Origin of the sequence: Xanthomonas populi (assembly GCF_002940065.1) — a bacterium.
Taxonomy (GTDB): Bacteria; Pseudomonadota; Gammaproteobacteria; order Xanthomonadales; family Xanthomonadaceae; genus Xanthomonas; species Xanthomonas populi.
The window spans coordinates 1-17,764 of record NZ_MDEJ01000005.1 but is presented as its reverse complement, the minus strand read 5'-3'; the positions used below and the strand labels follow the sequence as shown (position 1 = coordinate 17,764).

The following is a 17,764-nucleotide window of genomic DNA, read 5'->3' as shown; positions in this document are numbered from 1 at the left end:
CAGAGCTTCCCTAAGGAAGGCCCGATTAACCCATGCATCGCCGCCATGCGGCTCAGTCAAATCAATAAGTTAAGCTTCGCGCAAGTGGGTTAATCAGAGAATCCCTGAGGCGGGATATTTCTGAGTTATCCCGCCTGATCCTGCTCAAGCCCCGTCTTGCGGGGCTCAGTGCGCATCGCGCCATAAGGACCGCAGACATGCCAAGGCGGCGCAGACAGCGAGTGATAAACCCCAAATTTTTCAGCCTTTTAGGAACAATTTGGCTGTTTTTTGCACGATTCGCTGCCGACTCTCAAACTGGCGCACTACTCAAAATCGGGGGGGACGTCGAGCCGACCATTAACCAGGAAATATTTGCATTAACCATGCGGTTTCCTCTTCGTCGAATGCCGGGAAATCGTCCCCTGCGTCTTGGTAGGGCAAGAAGTCATCGTCTTGCTCCCAGAAAACAGAACTGGAACCTGTCAGGTCGGCATCCGCAGGCGTTCCAGGATCCGGGAGGCCGCGGTGGAACATGGAACGCTGGCGTTTTGCACCCCAGGTACTGAGGGGCAGCAGATGAGCCGCATCGCGATGTTCGGGACGGAGCAGCTCGTCAATCTGTTGTGCGGGCAATCCGCTCACTGGAGCATCGGATCGCGACCGTTTGCGGCTGCTTGCCCGAGCCTGGCTTGTCTCGTGAAGGGGGCTGGGCGCGTCCAATTCACGCTCCAGGGAATCGGCGAATGCATGCAAGGACTCCTGGCCCGGAGTTTGCGCCGAAGCAGAGGACGGTTTTAGCCCTAATGCTTTGATGATGCGTTGCCAACGCTGGGATGCTGGGGGCAGCGTTCCACTTCGGGCTTCGAGTTCTGTGACGCCAACACGGCGAAATAGCTGTAGCAAGCCCTGCTTACTCATCTCGAACTGCGTCAGCGCTTCATGAAATGCCTGCGCTGGGTCGGAGTGGCACTGGAAAAAACTCAGCACTTGAACCACTTGTGTGCGGTCAGCAACGCGGTGGGAGGTGCGTTCGGGAACACGGCGATGCGTTTTCCTGAGCAATGCCACCGCGTGGGGCAACCCTTTCTTCACTGCATTCAGCGCAGGACGTCCGCCGATGCAGGCCAAGGCGACGAGGCAGTCGTTGTTCAAAGCAGCCAACGCCGGATCAGCGCTGGATAACTGAGCAGCAACACTTTTCAGCGCCGGGCCGCCGCCGATATTGCTGGCGATGGCCACCACTTGGTGAAGGGTCAGGCCATGCGTATCGCGAAGCTCCGGCCACAGTCGCTCCACCATCTTCAGCGCCTGGCTGCCGCCATTGTTGCTGGCGATGGCCACCACCTGGTCCTTGGTCAGGCCATGCTTCTCGCGCAGCGCCGGCAACCGCTCATGCACCGTCGTCAGCGCTTGCCTGCCGCCATTGTTGCTGGCGATGGCCACAACCTGGTGCAGGGTCAGGCCATGCTCATCGCGCAGCTCCGGCCACAGCCGCTCCACCGTCTCCAGCGCCTGATTGCCGCTATCGTGGCTGGCGATGGCCACCACCTGGTCCTTGGTCAGACCATGCTCCTTGCACAGCACCGGCAACCGCTCATGCACCGTCTGCAGCGCTTGGCTGCTGCCGCCATTGCTGGCGATGGCCACCACCTCGTCCTTGGTCAGGCCATGCGTCTCGCGCAGCTCCTGCCACAGCCGCTCCACCGTCTCCAGCGCCTGGCTGCCGCCGCGTTTGCTGGCGATGGCCACCACCTGGTCCTTGGTCAGGCCATACGTCTCGCGCAGCACCGGCAACCGCTCATGCACCGTCTGCAGCGCCTGGCTGCCGCCATCGTTGCTGGCGATGGCCACCACCTGGTGCAGGGTCAGGCTATGCGCATCGCGCAGCACCGGCCACAGCTCATTCACCGTCTGCAGCGCCGGGCTGCCGCCGATATTGCTGGCGATGGCCACTACCTGGTCCTTGGTCAGGCCATGCGTATCGCGCAGCTCCGGCCACAGCTTATGCACCGTCTGCAGCGCCTGGCTGCCACCATTGTTGCTGGCGATGCCCACCACCTGGTTCTTGGTCAGGCCATGCGTATCGCGCAGCTCCGACCACAGCTCATGCACCGTCTGCAGCGCCTGGCTGCCGCCATTGTTGCTGGCGATGGCCACCACCTGGTCCTTGGTCAGGCCATGCGTATCGCGCAGCTCCGGCCACAGCTCACGCAACTTCTCCAGCGCCAGGCCGCCGCCGATCTTGCTGGCGATGGCCACCATCTGGTCCTTGGTCAGGCCATGCGTATCGCGCAGCTCCGGCCACCGCTCATGCACCGTCTCCAGCGCCGGGCTGCCGCCGATATTGCTGGCGATGGCCACCACCTGGTCCTTGGTCAGGCCATGCACCCGGCACAGCTTCGGCAACCGCTTATGCACCGTCGTCAGCGCCTGGCTGCCGCCGCCGCTGCTGGCGATGGCCATCACCTCGTCCTTGGTCAGGCCATGCTTCTCGCGCAGCTTCGGCAACAGCTTATGCACCGTCGTCAGCGCGGGACTGCCGCCGATATTGCTGGCGATGGCAACCACCTGGTCCTTTGTCAGGCCATGCGTCTCGCGCAGCTCCGGCCACAGCTGCTCCACCGTCTTCAGCGCCTGGCTGCCGCCGCCGTTGCTGGCGATGGCCACCACCTGGTCCTTGGTCAGGCCATGCACCTGGCACAGCTTCGGCAACAGCTTATGCACCGTCGTCAGCGCGGGACTGCCGCCGATCTTGCTGGCGATGGCCACCACCTCGTCCTTGGTCAGGCCATGCGTCTCGCGCAGCTCCGGCCACAGCTTATGCACCGTCGTCAGCGCCTGGCTGCCGCCGCCGTTGCTGGCGATGGCCACCACCTGGTCCTTGGTCAGGCCATGCGTATCGTGCAGCTCCGGCCACAGCTCATGCACCCTCTCCAGCGCTTGCCTGCCGCCATCGTGGCTGGCGATGGCCACCACCTGGTCCTTGGTCAGGCCACGCTTATCGCGCAGCTCCGACCACAGCTCATGCACCGTCTGCAGCGCCTGCCTGCCGCCATCGTTGCTGGCGATGGCCACCACCTGATCCTTGGTTAGGCCATACTCATTGCGCAGCTTCGGCAACAGCTTATGCACCGTCTCCAGCGCCGGGCTGCCGCCGATATTGCTGGCGATGGCCACCACCTGGTCCTTGGTCAGGCCATGCTCCTTGCACAGCTCCTGCAACCGCTCATGCACCTTCTGTAGCGCCTGGCTGCCGCCATCGTTGCTGGCGATGGCCACAACCTGGTGCAGGGTCAGGCCATGCTCATCGCGCAGCTCCGGCCACAGCAGCTGCACCGTCTCCAGCGCTTGCTTGCTGCCGCTGTTGCTGGCGATGGCCACCACCTGGTGCGGGGTCAGGTGGAGGGGGGCGCCAGTCAGCGCATTGCCCGATGCATGGACTTCCTCCACCGCTGGAGCGCCGCCACGTTTTGCAATCTTGATGAGTTGGCCTGTGTCTAACGTTAACGGTGGACCTCTCAACTCTTCCGCCACCATGAGCAAGGCTTGCAGAGGCTGTGCGCCCGACCTCTGTTTACCGATGTCTACGATGTCTTTGTGTGTCGCCCCTGGCAACACCGCGATAAGGTCCTCATATCTGTTAGCTACGATCGCTAACGCTGCCGCTTGTTTGCTGAGCTCCACGATGTGGGCATGTGTAAACCCATGGCCGACCAGTGCCGGGTGATGCTGCGCCACTGTTGACCGAACATTCGGCTTGATCGTCTCCTGTTGCTGCTGGGTGTAGCCGCACGTGCTGAGATCCACACGCTCAGCAGGCGAAGCCGCGGAGGTTTTGGCAGGCCGCCGACGCCGCGCTGCCGCCTGGGTGCGCGGCGGAAGTGGGGGCGGGGCAGTGGCAGCTCCGCTCAAGTGGGGCTGCGGGTCATCCGCTGCACGCAGTCCCGATTGCACCTCATCCATCTCTACAGGGGCAGCGTTTGCACGCTGCGTGCCGAAGGCAGGTGATGTCTGAAAAAGCGATGGATCAATCTCAACCATACGTAGCAGATCGCTGAAGCTGCCCGTTGAAAACGCAGGCGAGGGTGCAGGAGTGGCCGGCTGGCGGGTCCGGGACAGCGCCGGCCGAGCGGGTAAGCCATCCAAGGGACCGCTGGCGGCCGTAGACACCAACCGACCAGCAAGGCGCTGGACCTCATCCGGCTGACGTCCGGCCTGAGGCGCGCGGGCAGGACCTGGCTTACGAGACCGAATGGGCTTCATCAGGCATCCCTCTTTCATAACGTGGTCGCCTCTAGCCTAAATTATCTGGTCCTGAGGCTGCTTTTCCAACTGCGCAGAGCCGCACACAACTTCTGATAGTGCGGGTCGGCAGGAATTCATCGCCCCCCCCCATCCTCGCCCCACGCCGGCTGCGCGCTGCGCTTGCACCAGCACGCCGGATCGCTGCGTCGAGCCGGCCCCTCGCCCCCGCTTGCCCACATCCAGACCTTGCACCCGAGCCAGGAGAAGCGCGCCATGCCGCTGCACCCAACAGCCTGGTGCGCGGATCTTCCGCAAGGCCGGACTGGCCTCGCCGGACAATTACAGCGGCCACTGGCTGCGCCGCAGTTTCGCTAGCTGGGCCAACGCCAACGGCTGGGACGTGAAGGCGCTGATGGAGTATGTCGGCTGGCGTGACGTGCACGCGGCGATGCGCTACCTTGACGGGGCCGATCCGTTCGCCCGTCAGCGCATCGAGGCGAGCCTGCCGCCCGCACCGTCGCCAGTAGTACCGACTACCACGGTTGAATCGACCGTCACGCTGACCCGCTTCACCCTCGCGTGCGCGGCCTGGCCCGCGCGCATCGGCTGATCGCGCAAATCTGTCTGCAACCGCACCGGGCCCAGCGGCTCGACGCCGACGGCACGCGTGATCGCCTGGCGATCGCCGCGGCCGACCAAGTGGCGCTGGAGGAGACCATCGCGATGCTGCTCGATGAGATGCATCGCATCGCCGACAACCACCAGTGCTTCCTCGCCGTCGCCTGACGTGACGAAGCAGGCGGGCACCATTGGGACTGAGCCTGTGGGGCTGAGCCTGAGCATGACGACGCTGCACCAAACCGCCTACCCGCGCCTCAAGCCTGCTCCCACCGCCAAAGAACTGCAGGACATCTACACGCCCACCGAGGCGGAACTGCAGTGCGTCCGGGCCATCACCACCGGCCAGGCCACACGTCTGACCTTGTTGCTGCATCTGAAAACGCCAGATCGCCGACGCGCTGACTCCGGCGATGCGGGAGTTGATTGATGACCTGCTGCTGACGTCGCCAAGCACCCACCACCGCGGTTGGCACGCGCTCAAGCGCGGAGCCAAAACGCCCGACCAACAAGCAAGTGCGCCATTACCTGCAGCACATCCAGCGCCTGTGCACCTTGGCCGAGCAAGGTGCCACCACCGTGGTTTCATCCACGAAGCCGAAGTTCTTTAGATGCCCGATGCGTTGATAGGTTTTTTCGTCGGGGCAAACAATCGCGCCGCCTTCGAACGTGTTGAAGACCTTGGTGGCATGAAAACTCAATACGCTCAGATCGCCATGGCGCAGGATCGAACCGTCGGCATCGCGCACACTGAAGGCATGCGCCGCGTCGTGGATCACCTTGAGGTTGTAGATAGCGGCGATACGCGTGATCGCAGCGGTGTCGCACGCCGTGCCGTAACAATGCGCCGGCATGATGGCGGTGGTATGCGCAGTGATGGCGCTTCGATCTTGGACGGATCCATGTTGAGCGTCACCGGGTCGATATCCACGAATATCGGGGTGATGCTTTTCCACAGCAGCGAGTGCGCGGTGGCCACGAACGAGTAGGGCAGGGTGATCACTTCGCCGGTGATGCGTAGCGTCTGCAGCGCAGTGATCAACGCAGTGGTGCCGTTGGTCAGCAATGCCAGATGCGGCACGCCCAGGCACTCGCACAGTGCGCGTTCGAGTGCCCGATGCAGCTCGCCACCGTTGCTGAGGATGCGGCTGGTCCAGATAGGGCAGAAATTCTCCCAGCGGCGGCAGCAGCGGCCTGGTGACATCAAACACTCCGCAAGTGGAGTCGGCACGCCCACGTCGATTCCGCTCGCAGGCAGTGACTGTGAACGGAGTGATCCTGCTGAAGCAAACGCTATGCCAGCAAACGAAGCCGACGCGCTGGTCCTAGTTCGCCAGCTCGGTCTGCTCGCGATCGATGCCGTACTTGCGCAGCTTTTCCACCAGCGTGGTGCGGCGCAGGCCGAGCAGCTGCGCTGCATGCGCCACCACGCCCTGGGTGCGTTCCAGCGCCTCGTTGATCAGCGCCAGTTCGATGTTGGCCATGTGGCCACGCAGGTCGATGCCGTCGTCGGGCAGGCTGGACGCGGTGGCCGGTTCGGCAGTGGCCGATTTGGGTTGAAGCGTCACCACATTGCTCGGCAGTGCGCTGACCTCTGCGGGTGCTGCAACCAAGGCCGGCTCGGGCGGAAGTTCGAGCGCTGTCGCTGCGGCAAAATCGCCGCGATACCGCGCCGGCAGATCCTGCACACGCACCAGGCCGCCCGGATGCAGCACGGCAAGGCGCTCCACCAGGTTGGTCAGCTCGCGCACGTTGCCTGGCCAGTCGTAGCTGCGCAGCGCCTGCAAGGCTTCGTCGGCAAAGCGCACTTCGCCGCGCCCTGTACGCGCCAGCTGCCCGGCGATGGTCTGTACCAGCATGGCCAGGTCGTCCACACGCTCGCGCAGCGCCGGCATCTCGATCGGAAACACGTTGAGGCGATAGAACAGATCCTCGCGGAACTGCCCATCGCTGATGCGGGTTTCCAGATTGCGGTGGGTCGCGGCAATCACGCGCACGTTGCAGCGGATGGTCTGGCCACCGCCCACGCGCTCGAAACTGCGCTCTTGCAGCACGCGCAGCAACTTCACCTGCATCGGCAGGCTCATGTCGCCGATCTCGTCCAGCAGCAGCGTGCCGCCTTCGGCCATTTCGAAGCGGCCCTTGCGGGTGCTCAGTGCGCCGGTGAAGGCGCCTTTTTCATGCCCGAACAGTTCGCTTTCCAGCAGGTCCGGCGGAATTGCGCCGCAGTTGATGGCCACGAACGGCCCGTCGCGGCGCGGCGAATGCTGGTGGATGGCGCGCGCGACGACCTCTTTGCCGGTGCCCGATTCGCCCAATACCAAGACGGTGGTGTCGAACGCGGCCACCTGGTCGATCAGCCGGCGCAGACGGGTCACCGCCTCGCTGTTGCCGGTTGGGCCGGTGTCCTGCTGCACGCCAGCCTGGTGCTCGGCATCCAGCCGCTTGAGGCTGGCGCGGCGCAGCAAGGCTTCCAGCTGCGCATGGCGTAGCGGCGTGTCCAGCGTCCAGACGTTGGCTTCATGCAGGCCATGGGTCTGCGCAAACGCGCTCGGGCTGCCTTCCATCAGCAGCACCGGTGGCGGCAGCTTGGCATCGGCCAGCCAGTCGAAGAACTTCTCGGCCTGTGCCGCATCCTGCGCCGAGCCCACCATCACCGCCATCCACTCATCGTGGCGATGACGGCCAGGATTGATGTCGGCGCCGTCGGTAACCCAGCGTGGATTGAAGTCCATAAACTCAAGCAGCGACACGGTACGCTCGGCGCGCACGGCATCGCTGTCGATCAGCAGAATGCGGGACTCACTCATTCCTGGCTCCTTCCGTCAGGCCCTCCAGGATTGGCATGACTTCCTGGATATAGGACAGCTTGCTAACAAAATTGTCAGCACCCGCGCGAAGAGCATGTTCACGATGCTCTGCATCGTCGAAGTGGCTCGCGATGACAATATACGGCGGATCGTCCTGCGTCTTGATCAGACGGGTTGCCTGCAACCCGCCCATCTCCGGCATGGCCAGGTCCATCAACACGACATCCGGGCGCAGCGACTCAGAGCGCTCGATCGCTTCCAGTCCATTGGCGGCACTGCCCACGATATTGAGCCACTCCACTTTGCGAAAATGACGCATCGCAGCGTTGATGAAGCCCTCGTGGTCGTCGACCAGCAGCACGGTGAGTTTGCTCATAGTAGTCCTTATCCTGCCCGGGCAAGCAGCGGTTTGTTAGTGCGGCGACGCTCGCGTGCCGGTGCGATGTCGAGTTGTTCGCGGTACTTGGCCACAGTGCGCCGCGCAATATTAACGCCCTGACGCGCCAGCAACCCGGCAATGGCGTCGTCGGCCAGCGGCCGACCGGCCGGTTCGCTCTCGATCAGCCTGCGTACCATCGCCTTGACCGCCTGTCCGGAGATGCTGGCGCCTTCCAGGCGCACGGCGAAAAAGTGCTTGAGCTCGAAGGTGCCGCGCGGGGTCTGGATGTATTTTCCGGTGGTAATGCGCGAAATCGTCGATTCATGCATGCCGATCTCATCTGCGATTTCTTTCAGCGTCAGCGGTGCCATCGCTTCTTCGCCACGCACCAGAAACACGGCCTGACGCTCGACAATGGCACGCGTGGCACGCAGCAGGGTTTCGTAGCGCATCGACAACCCACGGGTCAGCCAGCGCACTTCCTGCAGCATGTCGCGCAGCGGCTGGGCGACCTCGCCGGCCTCGGCCAGTGCGCGCTCGTGCACAGGATTGATGCTCACCCGATGGGTGGTGGCCGGATTCAATGCCACGCGCCAGCTGCCATCGGCATGCCAGGCGAGCACATCCGGAATCACGCTGGCATTGCTTTCCTGCAGCAGGTCCTCGCCCGGGCGCGGTTGCAGCGAGAGGATCAGGCGCACTGCTTCGCGTGCGTCGTCGAGCTCGGCATCATGCGCACGTGCCAGCAATGCGTAGTCGTGGCTGGCAAGCGATTCCAGATCACCGGCCAGGATGCGCGCAGCCAGATGACGCGCCGGCACGCGGCCGGGCAGGGCACTCAGCTGCGCCTGCAGACACTCGCGCAGGTCGCAGGCGGCCAAGCCAGCCGGGTCGCCGTGCAGCAGGCGCTGACGGATCGCTTCCACTGCCTGCACGGTCATACCCAGGCGGGTGGCGCCGAGCTGCTGCAGCGTCGTCAGCGCTTCGCTCAGGTAGCCGGCCTCGTCGGTCTGCTCCAACCAGAACGCGGCGGCCCCCAATGCGGCCTCGTCCAGGTCCAGCGCCAGTTCGCGCAGGATGCGCACATGCGGGTCGGTGGATTCGCCGGCGGCAACACGCTGCATGCGGTCGTCGTCGCCATCATTCCAGCTGCTGCTCTGCACGTCCCACATCGTGCTCTCGGGCAGCTCGTCGAAGGCGGCGATATCGGAGGTGCCCTCATCGCTGGCAGCGACGTCGTCGCTGCTGTCGGCCAGTTCTTCCAGCTCCAGCAGCGGATTGGTTTCCAGTGCGCGACGGATTTCCAGTTCCAACTGCATGCCGTCCAATTGCAACAGACCGATCGACTGCAACAACTGCGGGGTCAGCTGCAGTTGCTGGCCAAGCTTGGCGGAAATGGTCGTCTTCATGGAGGCGCTTCCGTAAAGGCGCCGCATGTCGCGGCCATGGAACGCATCTTGCAGGACAATACGACGGGTTTCTAATCAGGGCGTGGTGTGAGGTGCCTGGTGATATTCCTGACAGCGCGTCGGGAACTTCCTGACGTTCAAAGCGGACTCAAGCATGCCTGCCGGAATCCTGTCACTGTGTTCGTGTTCAGCAGCCTGCCAGACGATCGCACCTGTGCGATCGCCTCAGACTAGCTCGTTGTGATGTTTTGCGGCCAGTAGCACCAGATCGTTGGCACGCCTGCAACCGAGCGATTCCATCATGCGCGCGCGGTGCATTTCCACCGTCTTGACGCTGATGCCCAAGTCGGCGGCGATTTCCTTGTTGCTCTGGCCGCGGCCGATTTCGCGCAGGATCTGGCGTTGACGCGGCGACAGCGCGGCGATACCGACCGGTTTTTCGCAGCCCAGCATCGGCGCAATCATCTTGGAAGAAATCTGCGGACTCAAAAACACCTGGCCGGCAGCGGCGGCACGCAATGCCAATTCCAGCTCCAGCGGCGCGGCGTCTTTCACCACAAAGCCGACCGCGCCGCGATCTAGCGCGTCGCGCACGTGCACCGGGTCGTCGTGCATCGACATCATCACCACATGCGTGCGCGGCGCGGCGCGCAACACATCGGTCATGGCATCCAGGCCGCTACGGCCGGGCAAAGAGAGATCCATCAACACCAGATCGGGCCGGTGCAGGGACGTCATATCCAGAGCTTGTTGCGCATTGCGCGCCTCGCCAACGACGTCGATGCCGACGAAGGTTTGCAGCAGCCTGGACAGGCCGGCACGGACAAGAGTGTGATCGTCGACGATGATGACTCGCACGGCGCAGAAGAGACCTTTCTTTAGTAAAGGGCACCTTAGCCGACCCGGGGCCTGGCGCCAACAGGCGACGTTAGCGCTGGTGGCGGGCGTCGGCGATCTGACGGCGATGCAGACGAAACAGATGGCGTTCCAGCGCGTCCTGTAAGCCGGGCGAGAGGGGCGCAAACCGCAGCCATAGCCAGTGAGCGTGGCCATCGTGAGCGCTTGCTAATACCTCGCTGGGGAGCTGTACAAGTTCAGGAAGCCAGTCGGAGGGCTGCAGGCAAACGCGGCCAACCGTGCCCGCCGGCTGGCTGCTTGCGCAACTCAGGCGGATCCCACGGACCGACCAGCGCACCGTTCCCTGGGTCAGGCCACTATCGCCCTGGCCGACCAGACGGCCGATCAGGGCCAGCATCAAGTCGAGTTTGGCGTCCATGCGCTGCACCAGCAGCGGCAACTCGCCGCGGTCCTCGCTGGTTTCTTCGCTGCGCAGGTCTTCCACCTGGCCCAGGCTGCGTAGCAGGGTTTCTGCGGCACTGTGCGAGCCGGCATCGCTGCCTGCGTGGAAGCCGGCCGGCAGACGAACCTCGCAACTCAGCGTATCGGCGAACAGCGCGGAATCGGCCGATGGCGCAAGTGTGCCGAGCGTGCTCATCAGATCCGTCCGACCCGTGCGTATGCGCGGCTCGCTGACGAGGAGGTGCGTTGCGCGCGGATCATTTCAGCCAACTTGCGTTGACGCTCGCGCATCAGGCGCATCAGATCGTGGTGCATCGTCAACAAGGTCTGCAACGCGTCGCGGTCCTGATTCAGATCCACATGCTGCGCATATTCGCGCAGGTGCAGGTCGTGGTTGTCCAGCATCTGCGGCATCACTTCAAACTCCTCGTGCGCCATGGCGAGGCGGATGTCGGCGATTTCGGTTTGGAGGCTTTGCGCGCTATGCATGGCGGGACTCACGAGACGGCAGAAAGGCCGCGTTTTTCGGGGGGGATGGAATTCCACGCCGAGTCGATTTCGCTGAGCAGTTCCAGCGCTTCGGTCAACGCAGTTTCGTCGTTGTGCAGGTTTGCTGCGGTCAGGCGCTGCATGACGTAGTCGTACAGTGCGGACAGGTTACCTGCGATCTCGCCGCCGGCCTCGTGATCGAGCGAGCCGTTCAAGTGACCGACGATCGCGCAGGCTTCGCCAATGGCCTTGCCCTTGCGCGCCTGATCGCCCTGTGCCAGGCAGGCCTGGGCCAGACGTATACGCTGGCAGGCACCGGCGAATAGCAGCGACACCAACTTGTGCGGGTCGGCTTCTGTCACGCTGGTGGACACGCCGACCTTGCGATATTGCTCGGCATACTGACGATTGGAACCGTACATGGATGACTCCCTCAATTGGCTGGCCTTCGCTGGTCCCGGAGCGGGGTGCTCCTGCGACAACGCTCCTGCCAAGAGGCAAGGCCGACATCACGATAGGTACTCTTGGTATCGGCAACACCGGCGTGTGACTTGAGGAGTGCCATCACGTAAATCAGCTTGTCAGCAGGCTGCTGAGCGAACCGGTACTGCTCTGCAGCTTGCTGACCATTGCTTCCATCGCGGTGAACTGCGCGGTCAGGCGGTCGCTGAACTTCACCATGCGTGCATCGAGATCGTCCAGATCGGCCTCGTAGCCCTTGATCTGCTTGTTCAGGCTGTCCGAGCGTAAAGACAGGGTGCCGGTGGTGGTGTTGACGTTGCTTTCCAGCAACTTGGCCATCCCGGCGCCGAACTTGCTGTCCTTGCCCAACGCGTCGGTGACGGCACCGCCGTCGGCGGCGATGGCGGTATCGAACTTGGCGCCGTCGAAATTCATCACGCCATCCTTGTCGATGGTCAGGCCCAAGGCCTTGAGCTCGTTGATGTTGCCGCTGACCTGGCCGCGCAACTGCTGCTGCAGGCCGCGCACCAGCGAATCGCCAGTGAGCGCCGAGGCGGTCCGGGTTTCGGCGTTGTAGCTGCTGCTATTCTTCAACAACGTGTTGGCGGTGTTGTAGGCGGCAGCAAACGCGGTGAGGTTGCCTTTGACGCCACTGGTGTCGGCCGCCACGCTCAGGTTGAACTTGGTGCCTTCGGCAGCCTTGGTGAGGTTGAGTACCACGCCGGGCACGATGTCGGCGATGGTGTTGGAACTGGAGTTGCGCTCGAAGCCATCCACGCGCACCAGTGCATCTGCGGCGGCCACGGTCTGGGTCAGACCCCCAGTCGCGCCTGCGCCATAGGCCAGGCGGCTCAGGCTAGGGTCGCTGGCGCTGACGGTCAGCGCGCCCTTCACGCCGGTGTCTGCTGCGTTGAACACCAGATGCTGGCCATCGTTGGCGGTCACCACGCTGGCGGTGAGGCCCTTGCCGCCAGCCGCCTTGTTGATGGCCGCGGCGATGTCGGTAAGCTTGTCGGTGCCGCTGATATCCACGGTGATGCTGTTGTCGCCATAGCCGATCGTCAGCGTGCCACTGCCCACCGTGGCATCGGCGGTGAACGCACCGGAGGCCAGCTTCTGCGAGGTGGCCAGCGAGACCACTTCCACCAAATAGTTGCCGGGAGCGGCCGAACTGGTGGTGGTGGCGGTAAAGCCGGCATCGGTCGGCACCGTGGCCTTATAGGCATTGGTGTCGGCGCTGCTGACGACTTTGTCCAGCGCAGATTTGAGCGTGGCCATGCTGCTCTTGATCTGGCTGATCGCCGACAACTGGGTCGTCGCGGCAGTGCCGGCCTTGTTGATGCGCGCCTGTTCCCGATCCTTGCGCTGGGCCACAAGCGTGGAAACAACGGTAGGGATGTCCAGTCCGGAACTGGAAGTGCTGATCAACGATGCCATGGTGCGTTCCTCGTCTAGGCGTCCGGCGAAAGCGGACGCGTGGGATTACCAGACGTGTATCGGCCGTAGCCGATGCGACTTTAGCAGCAGCGACCGTTCTTGCTCACGCCGATGGCTACTGCAATTTCCATACCCAGGATGCGTCAAGAAAACTGCGTCAAAAAACCGTGGTGACAGTCGCGTCAGATCCGCAGCCACAAAAAAGCCCCTCCGAGGAGGGGCTTTGGACTTACTGCAAAGCGCTGGCGATTACTGCAGCAGGCTCAGCACGTTCTGCGGAACCGACTTGGCCTGGGCCAGCATCGCGGTACCGGCCTGCTGCAGGATCTGCGTGCGGGTCAGCTCGGCGGTGGTCTTGGCGTAGTCGGTATCGGCGATCCGGCTGCGCGAGGCCGACAGGTTCTCCGAGGTGGCGGCCAGGTTGGCGATGGTGGAGGTGAAGCGGTTCTGCACCGCACCCATGTCGGCGCGCGAGGAGTTGACCGTGGTCAGCGCCTTGTCGACGATTTCCAGGGCTTTCTGAGCGCCCGAGAACGTGGAGATATCCAGACTGCTCAGGGTCGAGGTGGTGGAGCCGGAAGCGGCCGAGGCGGTGGTGATGCCGGCGCCTACGGTGATGCCGGTGGCGCTGGAGGTACCAGCCGATAGCGAGGTAAAGTCCTGGCCGGCCTTCAGCGATTCGATCTGCACCGTACCGTCGGACTTGATCGAGGCATACATGCCGGTCTTGTCCAGCTTGTCGTTGATCGCCGAGGCGACCTTCTTGTTCACATCTGCTGCGGTGTCACCAGCGCCGACCTTGACGTCAGCGATGGTGATGCTCTTGGCGGCGCCGCTGGCATCGTTGAACGACAGGCTGATGCCGGCGACCGCGCCAGAAGCGGTAGCGGTGCCGCTCACGCCGGCAGCGGAGACCGCAGCGGCGAAGTTGGCCTTGCCCAGCGAATCGACGTTGGCATCGGCGATGCTGTTGATGCCGATGGTCTGGCCGGCGTCGGCGCCGACCTGGAACAGCGCGCCGCTGAAGGAGCCGTCGAGCAGTTTGGTGCCGTTGAAGCTCGTCTGGTTGGCGACGCGGTCGATTTCGGAGGTGAGCTGCTTGACTTCCGAATTCAGTTCCTCACGGTCGGTGGTCGAGTTGGTTGCATTGGCCGACTGCACCGACAGCTCGCGGATACGCTGCAGGTTGTTGCCGATTTCCTGCATTGCGCCTTCAGCGGTCTGCGAGAGCGAGATGCCGTCGTTGGCGTTGCGCGAGGCAACGTCCAGACCGCGGATCTGCGTGGTGAAGCGCTCAGCGATTGCGCCGCCTGCCGCATCAACCGAAAAACTGGTGATGCGCTTGCCCGAGGACAGCTGCTGAATGCTCAGCGCCATGCTCGAACTGTTGGTGTTGAGGTTACGCTGAGCGTTCAGCGACATTACGTTGGTGTTGATTACCTGTGCCATTTTTGATTTCTCCTAAGCGATTTTTCCGGCAAGGGGGACTTGCCCGGAGCCTCCGCAGGGGGGCATCAAGTTGGCCGTTGCCGCTGCTGAGATGAATAACGGCGTTGCGTCGGAAACATTTAGCGAAATTCAGTATTTTTTTACTGCATTTCTGCTTCAGGACGACATACGGGAACGTTGTGTATCAAGGTGTTTGGTTTATTCGGCAGCACCTCGCAGATCTTTAGCGCTGGTATAAATTTTTACAAATAAAATCCGTCTGCCTGGCACAGTGATCACGCGCAGGAGCGAAGAAAAACCCTGGTTTTCTGCTGCAAATCAGCGGAGCAGGTTGAACAACGACGACGCCTGCATCTGCTGAAAAATCGTTTGAGCGGCCTGCAACGAAGCCTTCTCGAGTTGGTACTGCCCAATCGCCGAGGCATAATCGAGATCGCGGATCGACGACAGGGTTGTTTTGAGCGTGACTTCGTTGGATTCTAGCAGCGCGTTGGCGTTGTCGATGGCCGACAACTGCGCGCCGCCCGAGGCGCGTGCATCGATCATCTTCGACGAGGCCTGGCTGATGTCGCGCATGGAGGTCTGCAGCGTATTGATCATCGCTGCCTTCTGCGGCTGGGTCAGGGTGTCGGAGTTGAGTGCGCCGACCAGGTCGTCGATGGTGGAGAACACGTCCTTGGTGGTCGAGGCGCCGATCTGGAAACTGTCGCCGACCGCCGGTGCGCCGCTGATGCGCATGCGCACGCCGGCTGCGTTGATGTCTTCGCCATCCTTGTAAGTGCCGGTGCCGACCACCGTATTGGTGCTGTCGCGCACTTCATACGTGTCGGCGGCGGTGAACTGCACGCTGTAGCTGCCGCCGTTCCAGTTGCCGGTACTGGCATCGCGGCTGAAATCCAGCAGCAGGCCGGTGCCGGTATTGGCGCTGTTGGCGTGCGCATCCACGGTGCCGTCGCCGGCACGGATGCGCATGAAGATTTCGCTGCCGGGCAGGGTGTCGCTGACGAAGGTGTCCGGCGCCACTTCCACCTGCCTCTGAGTTTGGTCGCCGTTGTAGACGACGCCACCGTTGCTCTTGATGAAAGGCGCGCTGCCATCGGCAGTGCCGCCGAACAGGTAGCGCCCGGTGCCGTCGGTGCTGTTGGCCAGGCTCACCATGCTGTCGCGCAGCGCGGTCAGCTCCGAGGCGATCGCCTTGCGGTCGGCGGGAGCGAGCGCTGAGCTGTTGGCCTGGATGGTCAGCTCGTTGACGCGCGCCATGGCGTCGCCTGCCTGCGCCAGCACGTTTTCCTGCAGGCCGAGCCGGTTCTGCACGTTGTTGGCGTTTTCGCCAAAGCGTGTGATGGCCGCCAGGGCGCGATCCAGGCCGACGGCGGTGCCGGCGGCGACCGGGTCGTCCTTGCCGGTGACCAGGCGCTGCCCGCTGGCCAGTTGAGCCTCGAGTTGGTTCAACCGTGACTGCTTGGCGCCCATCGAGGCGACCGACTGGCTGTACATCATGCTGGTGGAGATACGGTCGGTCATCAGCGTACGGCGCCCAGGATGGCTTGGAAGATGGTGTCAGCGGTGGAGATCATCTGTGCGGCGGCCTGATAGGCCTGCTGCAGTTTCAGCATGTCGGCAGCTTCCTCGTCGAGGTTGACGCCGGAAATCGAATCGCGGCTCGCCTGCGCCTGGTCGTTGATGACCTGCTGCGCGTCGGCGGAGTAACTGGCCGCACGTGCAGCCGAGCCCACCGAGGTGGTCAGGCCGGACAACGCCCCATTGAGCGTGACCGTGCCGCCGTTGAGCGCCTTGGCGTCTTCCACCTTGGCCAGCAGCTTGGCGTTGCCGTTGTCGCTGGAGCCGGCGCCCATCGGGCCGACGCCGAAGGTGTCGCCGGCCTTGGGCGCGCCATCCAGCGCAAAGCTCCAGCCGTTGGCGCTGATGGTCTGGCCGGCGGTGTAGGTAAACGGGCCGGTGCCATCGATTGTGTATTGGTTGGCGTCGATGAATTCGACCGACGACGGCGTCAGCAATGCGGGATTTTGCGCATTGTTGACCTTGACGTCGCTGATCTTGCCGGTGCCCAGGTTGGCGAGCGTGGCAGTGGCCTTGACCGGCGTGGCCGCAGCAATGCGCGAGGGGTCGGTGATCGCCACCGAGATGCTGCCGGCCAGCCCTGCGGTGGGCTGCAGCAGGAATTTGTCGCCGTTGGCCGGTGTGCCGCCAACCACCAGGCTGACGCCGTTGAGCACCAGCGGATCGCCCGCAGTGCCGGTGCCGGTGATCGGCACGGTGGAGCCGGTATCGGCGCGGGTGGCTTTCCACGCGGCACCATCGAAGCTGAGCGTGACGTTCTGCCCGTCCACTGCGCTCATGTTGCTGAAACTGGCGCTCAGCGATGCAGTGCCGGTGTTCTTGGGATTGGCGGCGGTGGTGGGCGAACCGATGTTGAAAAAGTTGCCGCCCATCGCGCCGTAGAGGTCCATGCCTTGGGCGTGACCGGCGTTGAAGGTGCTGGCCATGCCCACGGCCAGGCGCCCCAGTTCGGCCTGGGTCGGTTCGAGCACGCTGCTGCGAAATTCCAGCAGGCCACCCATCTGCCCGCCCAGCGAGTTGGCGCTGAGGCTGACGTTCTGGCCCTTGGTCTGCAACGCCACCTGCAGCTTGGTCGGCTGATACGGGTCGGCCACGGTGGTCAGTTTTGCCGAGGTGGTACCGACCACCAATGCCTGGCCACCGGCGGTGAAAACGTTCATGAAGCCGCCGTCCTGGATCACCGCAGTGCCGCCGGTGAAGCCGACCAGCTTGGACACCAGCGCATCGCGCTGATCGAGCAGATCCGGCGAGGCGTTGTCCACGCTGTTGCCGATGGCGCCGTTGATCTTGGCGATCTGCTGGGTCAAGCGATTGACTTCCTGCACCGAGGAGGTCAAGCCGTTGTTGACTTCATTGCTCAGGCTGTCCATCTGCCCGTTGAGCTGCTTGAAACGGGTCGCCAGCGAGTTGCCGCTGTCCAGCATGCTCTGCCGCTCGGCGGTGGAGGAGGCATTTGACGACAACGCGCTGGCGGAATCGAAGAAGTTCGACCACAGCCCGGCGACATTGGTGGCGGTGTTGGAATAGGGGTTCAGCCGACATACGTGTAAAAATAGCTCACAAGATCGGATTTCATCCATTGCATCAGTGAGTTAGCGGATATT

12 protein-coding genes and 4 pseudogenes are annotated in these 17,764 nt (G+C 63.3%); 3 read left to right on the top strand and 13 right to left on the bottom strand.

Going from position 1 to position 17,764, the window contains the following annotated elements; translation table 11 throughout:
- Positions 1–339: 339 nt before the first annotated feature.
- The gene (avrBs3, locus tag XpopCFBP1817_RS01545) at positions 340–4,245 is read right to left on the bottom strand and encodes a type III secretion system effector avirulence protein AvrBs3 (RefSeq protein WP_128415686.1); all 3,906 of its coding nucleotides are present in this window, start codon (positions 4,243–4,245) and stop codon (positions 340–342) included.
- A 283-nt stretch (positions 4,246–4,528) separates the two neighbouring features.
- On the opposite strand from avrBs3, the pseudogene XpopCFBP1817_RS01540 reads away from it, so the two are divergent.
- Together XpopCFBP1817_RS01540 and XpopCFBP1817_RS01535 are read left to right on the top strand one after the other, a co-directional pair.
- Positions 4,529–5,013 (top strand): annotated as a pseudogene (locus XpopCFBP1817_RS01540) (site-specific integrase); the annotation flags it as partial.
- A 55-nt stretch (positions 5,014–5,068) separates the two neighbouring features.
- A pseudogene (locus tag XpopCFBP1817_RS01535) lies at positions 5,069–5,469 on the top strand (hypothetical protein); the annotation flags it as partial.
- On the opposite strand, the pseudogene XpopCFBP1817_RS01530 reads toward XpopCFBP1817_RS01535, so the two are convergent.
- The 5 genes and pseudogenes from XpopCFBP1817_RS01530 to XpopCFBP1817_RS01510 form a co-directional block, all read right to left on the bottom strand.
- Positions 5,412–6,056, bottom strand: a pseudogene (locus XpopCFBP1817_RS01530) (DegT/DnrJ/EryC1/StrS family aminotransferase); the annotation flags it as partial. The pseudogenes XpopCFBP1817_RS01535 and XpopCFBP1817_RS01530 overlap by 58 nt on opposite strands.
- A gap of 114 nt (positions 6,057–6,170) precedes the next feature.
- Positions 6,171–7,655: a sigma-54 dependent transcriptional regulator gene (locus XpopCFBP1817_RS01525; RefSeq protein ID WP_128415685.1), complete on the bottom strand. Its 1,485-nt coding sequence runs from the start codon at positions 7,653–7,655 to the stop codon at positions 6,171–6,173.
- Positions 7,648–8,031 carry a response regulator gene (locus XpopCFBP1817_RS01520; protein ID WP_128415684.1) on the bottom strand — a complete coding sequence of 128 codons (384 nt, stop codon included), beginning with the start codon at positions 8,029–8,031 and terminating at the stop codon, positions 7,648–7,650. Before XpopCFBP1817_RS01520 ends, XpopCFBP1817_RS01525 begins: the two co-directional genes overlap by 8 nt.
- A gap of 8 nt (positions 8,032–8,039) precedes the next feature.
- Positions 8,040–9,443: an RNA polymerase factor sigma-54 gene (gene rpoN / locus XpopCFBP1817_RS01515; protein WP_128415683.1), complete on the bottom strand. Its 1,404-nt coding sequence runs from the start codon at positions 9,441–9,443 to the stop codon at positions 8,040–8,042.
- A 225-nt stretch (positions 9,444–9,668) separates the two neighbouring features.
- Complete coding sequence (locus XpopCFBP1817_RS01510) at positions 9,669–10,256, bottom strand: response regulator (RefSeq protein ID WP_244171038.1); 588 nt, start codon at positions 10,254–10,256, stop codon at positions 9,669–9,671.
- On the opposite strand from XpopCFBP1817_RS01510, the gene XpopCFBP1817_RS23500 reads away from it, so the two are divergent.
- The gene (locus XpopCFBP1817_RS23500) at positions 10,194–10,325 is read left to right on the top strand and encodes a hypothetical protein (RefSeq protein WP_279627090.1); all 132 of its coding nucleotides are present in this window, start codon (positions 10,194–10,196) and stop codon (positions 10,323–10,325) included. The genes XpopCFBP1817_RS01510 and XpopCFBP1817_RS23500 overlap by 63 nt on opposite strands.
- A gap of 46 nt (positions 10,326–10,371) precedes the next feature.
- Here XpopCFBP1817_RS23500 and XpopCFBP1817_RS01505 read toward each other — a convergent pair whose 3' ends face one another.
- From XpopCFBP1817_RS01505 to XpopCFBP1817_RS01475, 7 genes and pseudogenes are all read right to left on the bottom strand, one after another.
- Positions 10,372–10,938, bottom strand: coding sequence for a PilZ domain-containing protein (locus XpopCFBP1817_RS01505; protein ID WP_128415681.1), 567 nt, complete (start codon positions 10,936–10,938; stop codon positions 10,372–10,374).
- Positions 10,938–11,231 (bottom strand): hypothetical protein, encoded by a 294-nt coding sequence (locus XpopCFBP1817_RS01500; RefSeq protein WP_128415722.1) that lies wholly within the window; start codon positions 11,229–11,231, stop codon positions 10,938–10,940. The genes XpopCFBP1817_RS01505 and XpopCFBP1817_RS01500 overlap by 1 nt, the downstream gene beginning before the upstream one ends.
- 8 nt (positions 11,232–11,239) lie before the next feature.
- On the bottom strand, positions 11,240–11,653 hold the full coding sequence (fliS, locus tag XpopCFBP1817_RS01495) for a flagellar export chaperone FliS (protein WP_128415680.1): 414 nt from the start codon (positions 11,651–11,653) through the stop codon (positions 11,240–11,242).
- A 151-nt stretch (positions 11,654–11,804) separates the two neighbouring features.
- Positions 11,805–13,130, bottom strand: coding sequence for a flagellar filament capping protein FliD (fliD, locus tag XpopCFBP1817_RS01490; protein WP_128415679.1), 1,326 nt, complete (start codon positions 13,128–13,130; stop codon positions 11,805–11,807).
- 249 nt (positions 13,131–13,379) lie between these two features.
- Positions 13,380–14,579 carry a flagellin gene (locus XpopCFBP1817_RS01485; RefSeq protein WP_128415678.1) on the bottom strand — a complete coding sequence of 400 codons (1,200 nt, stop codon included), beginning with the start codon at positions 14,577–14,579 and terminating at the stop codon, positions 13,380–13,382.
- Positions 14,580–14,897: 318 nt separating this feature from the next.
- Positions 14,898–16,103 (bottom strand): flagellar hook-associated protein FlgL, encoded by a 1,206-nt coding sequence (flgL, locus tag XpopCFBP1817_RS01480; protein WP_128415677.1) that lies wholly within the window; start codon positions 16,101–16,103, stop codon positions 14,898–14,900.
- Positions 16,103–17,686 (bottom strand): annotated as a pseudogene (locus XpopCFBP1817_RS01475) (FlgK family flagellar hook-associated protein); the annotation flags it as partial. The gene flgL and the pseudogene XpopCFBP1817_RS01475, both read right to left, overlap by 1 nt.
- Between the last annotated feature and the right edge of the window lie 78 nt (positions 17,687–17,764).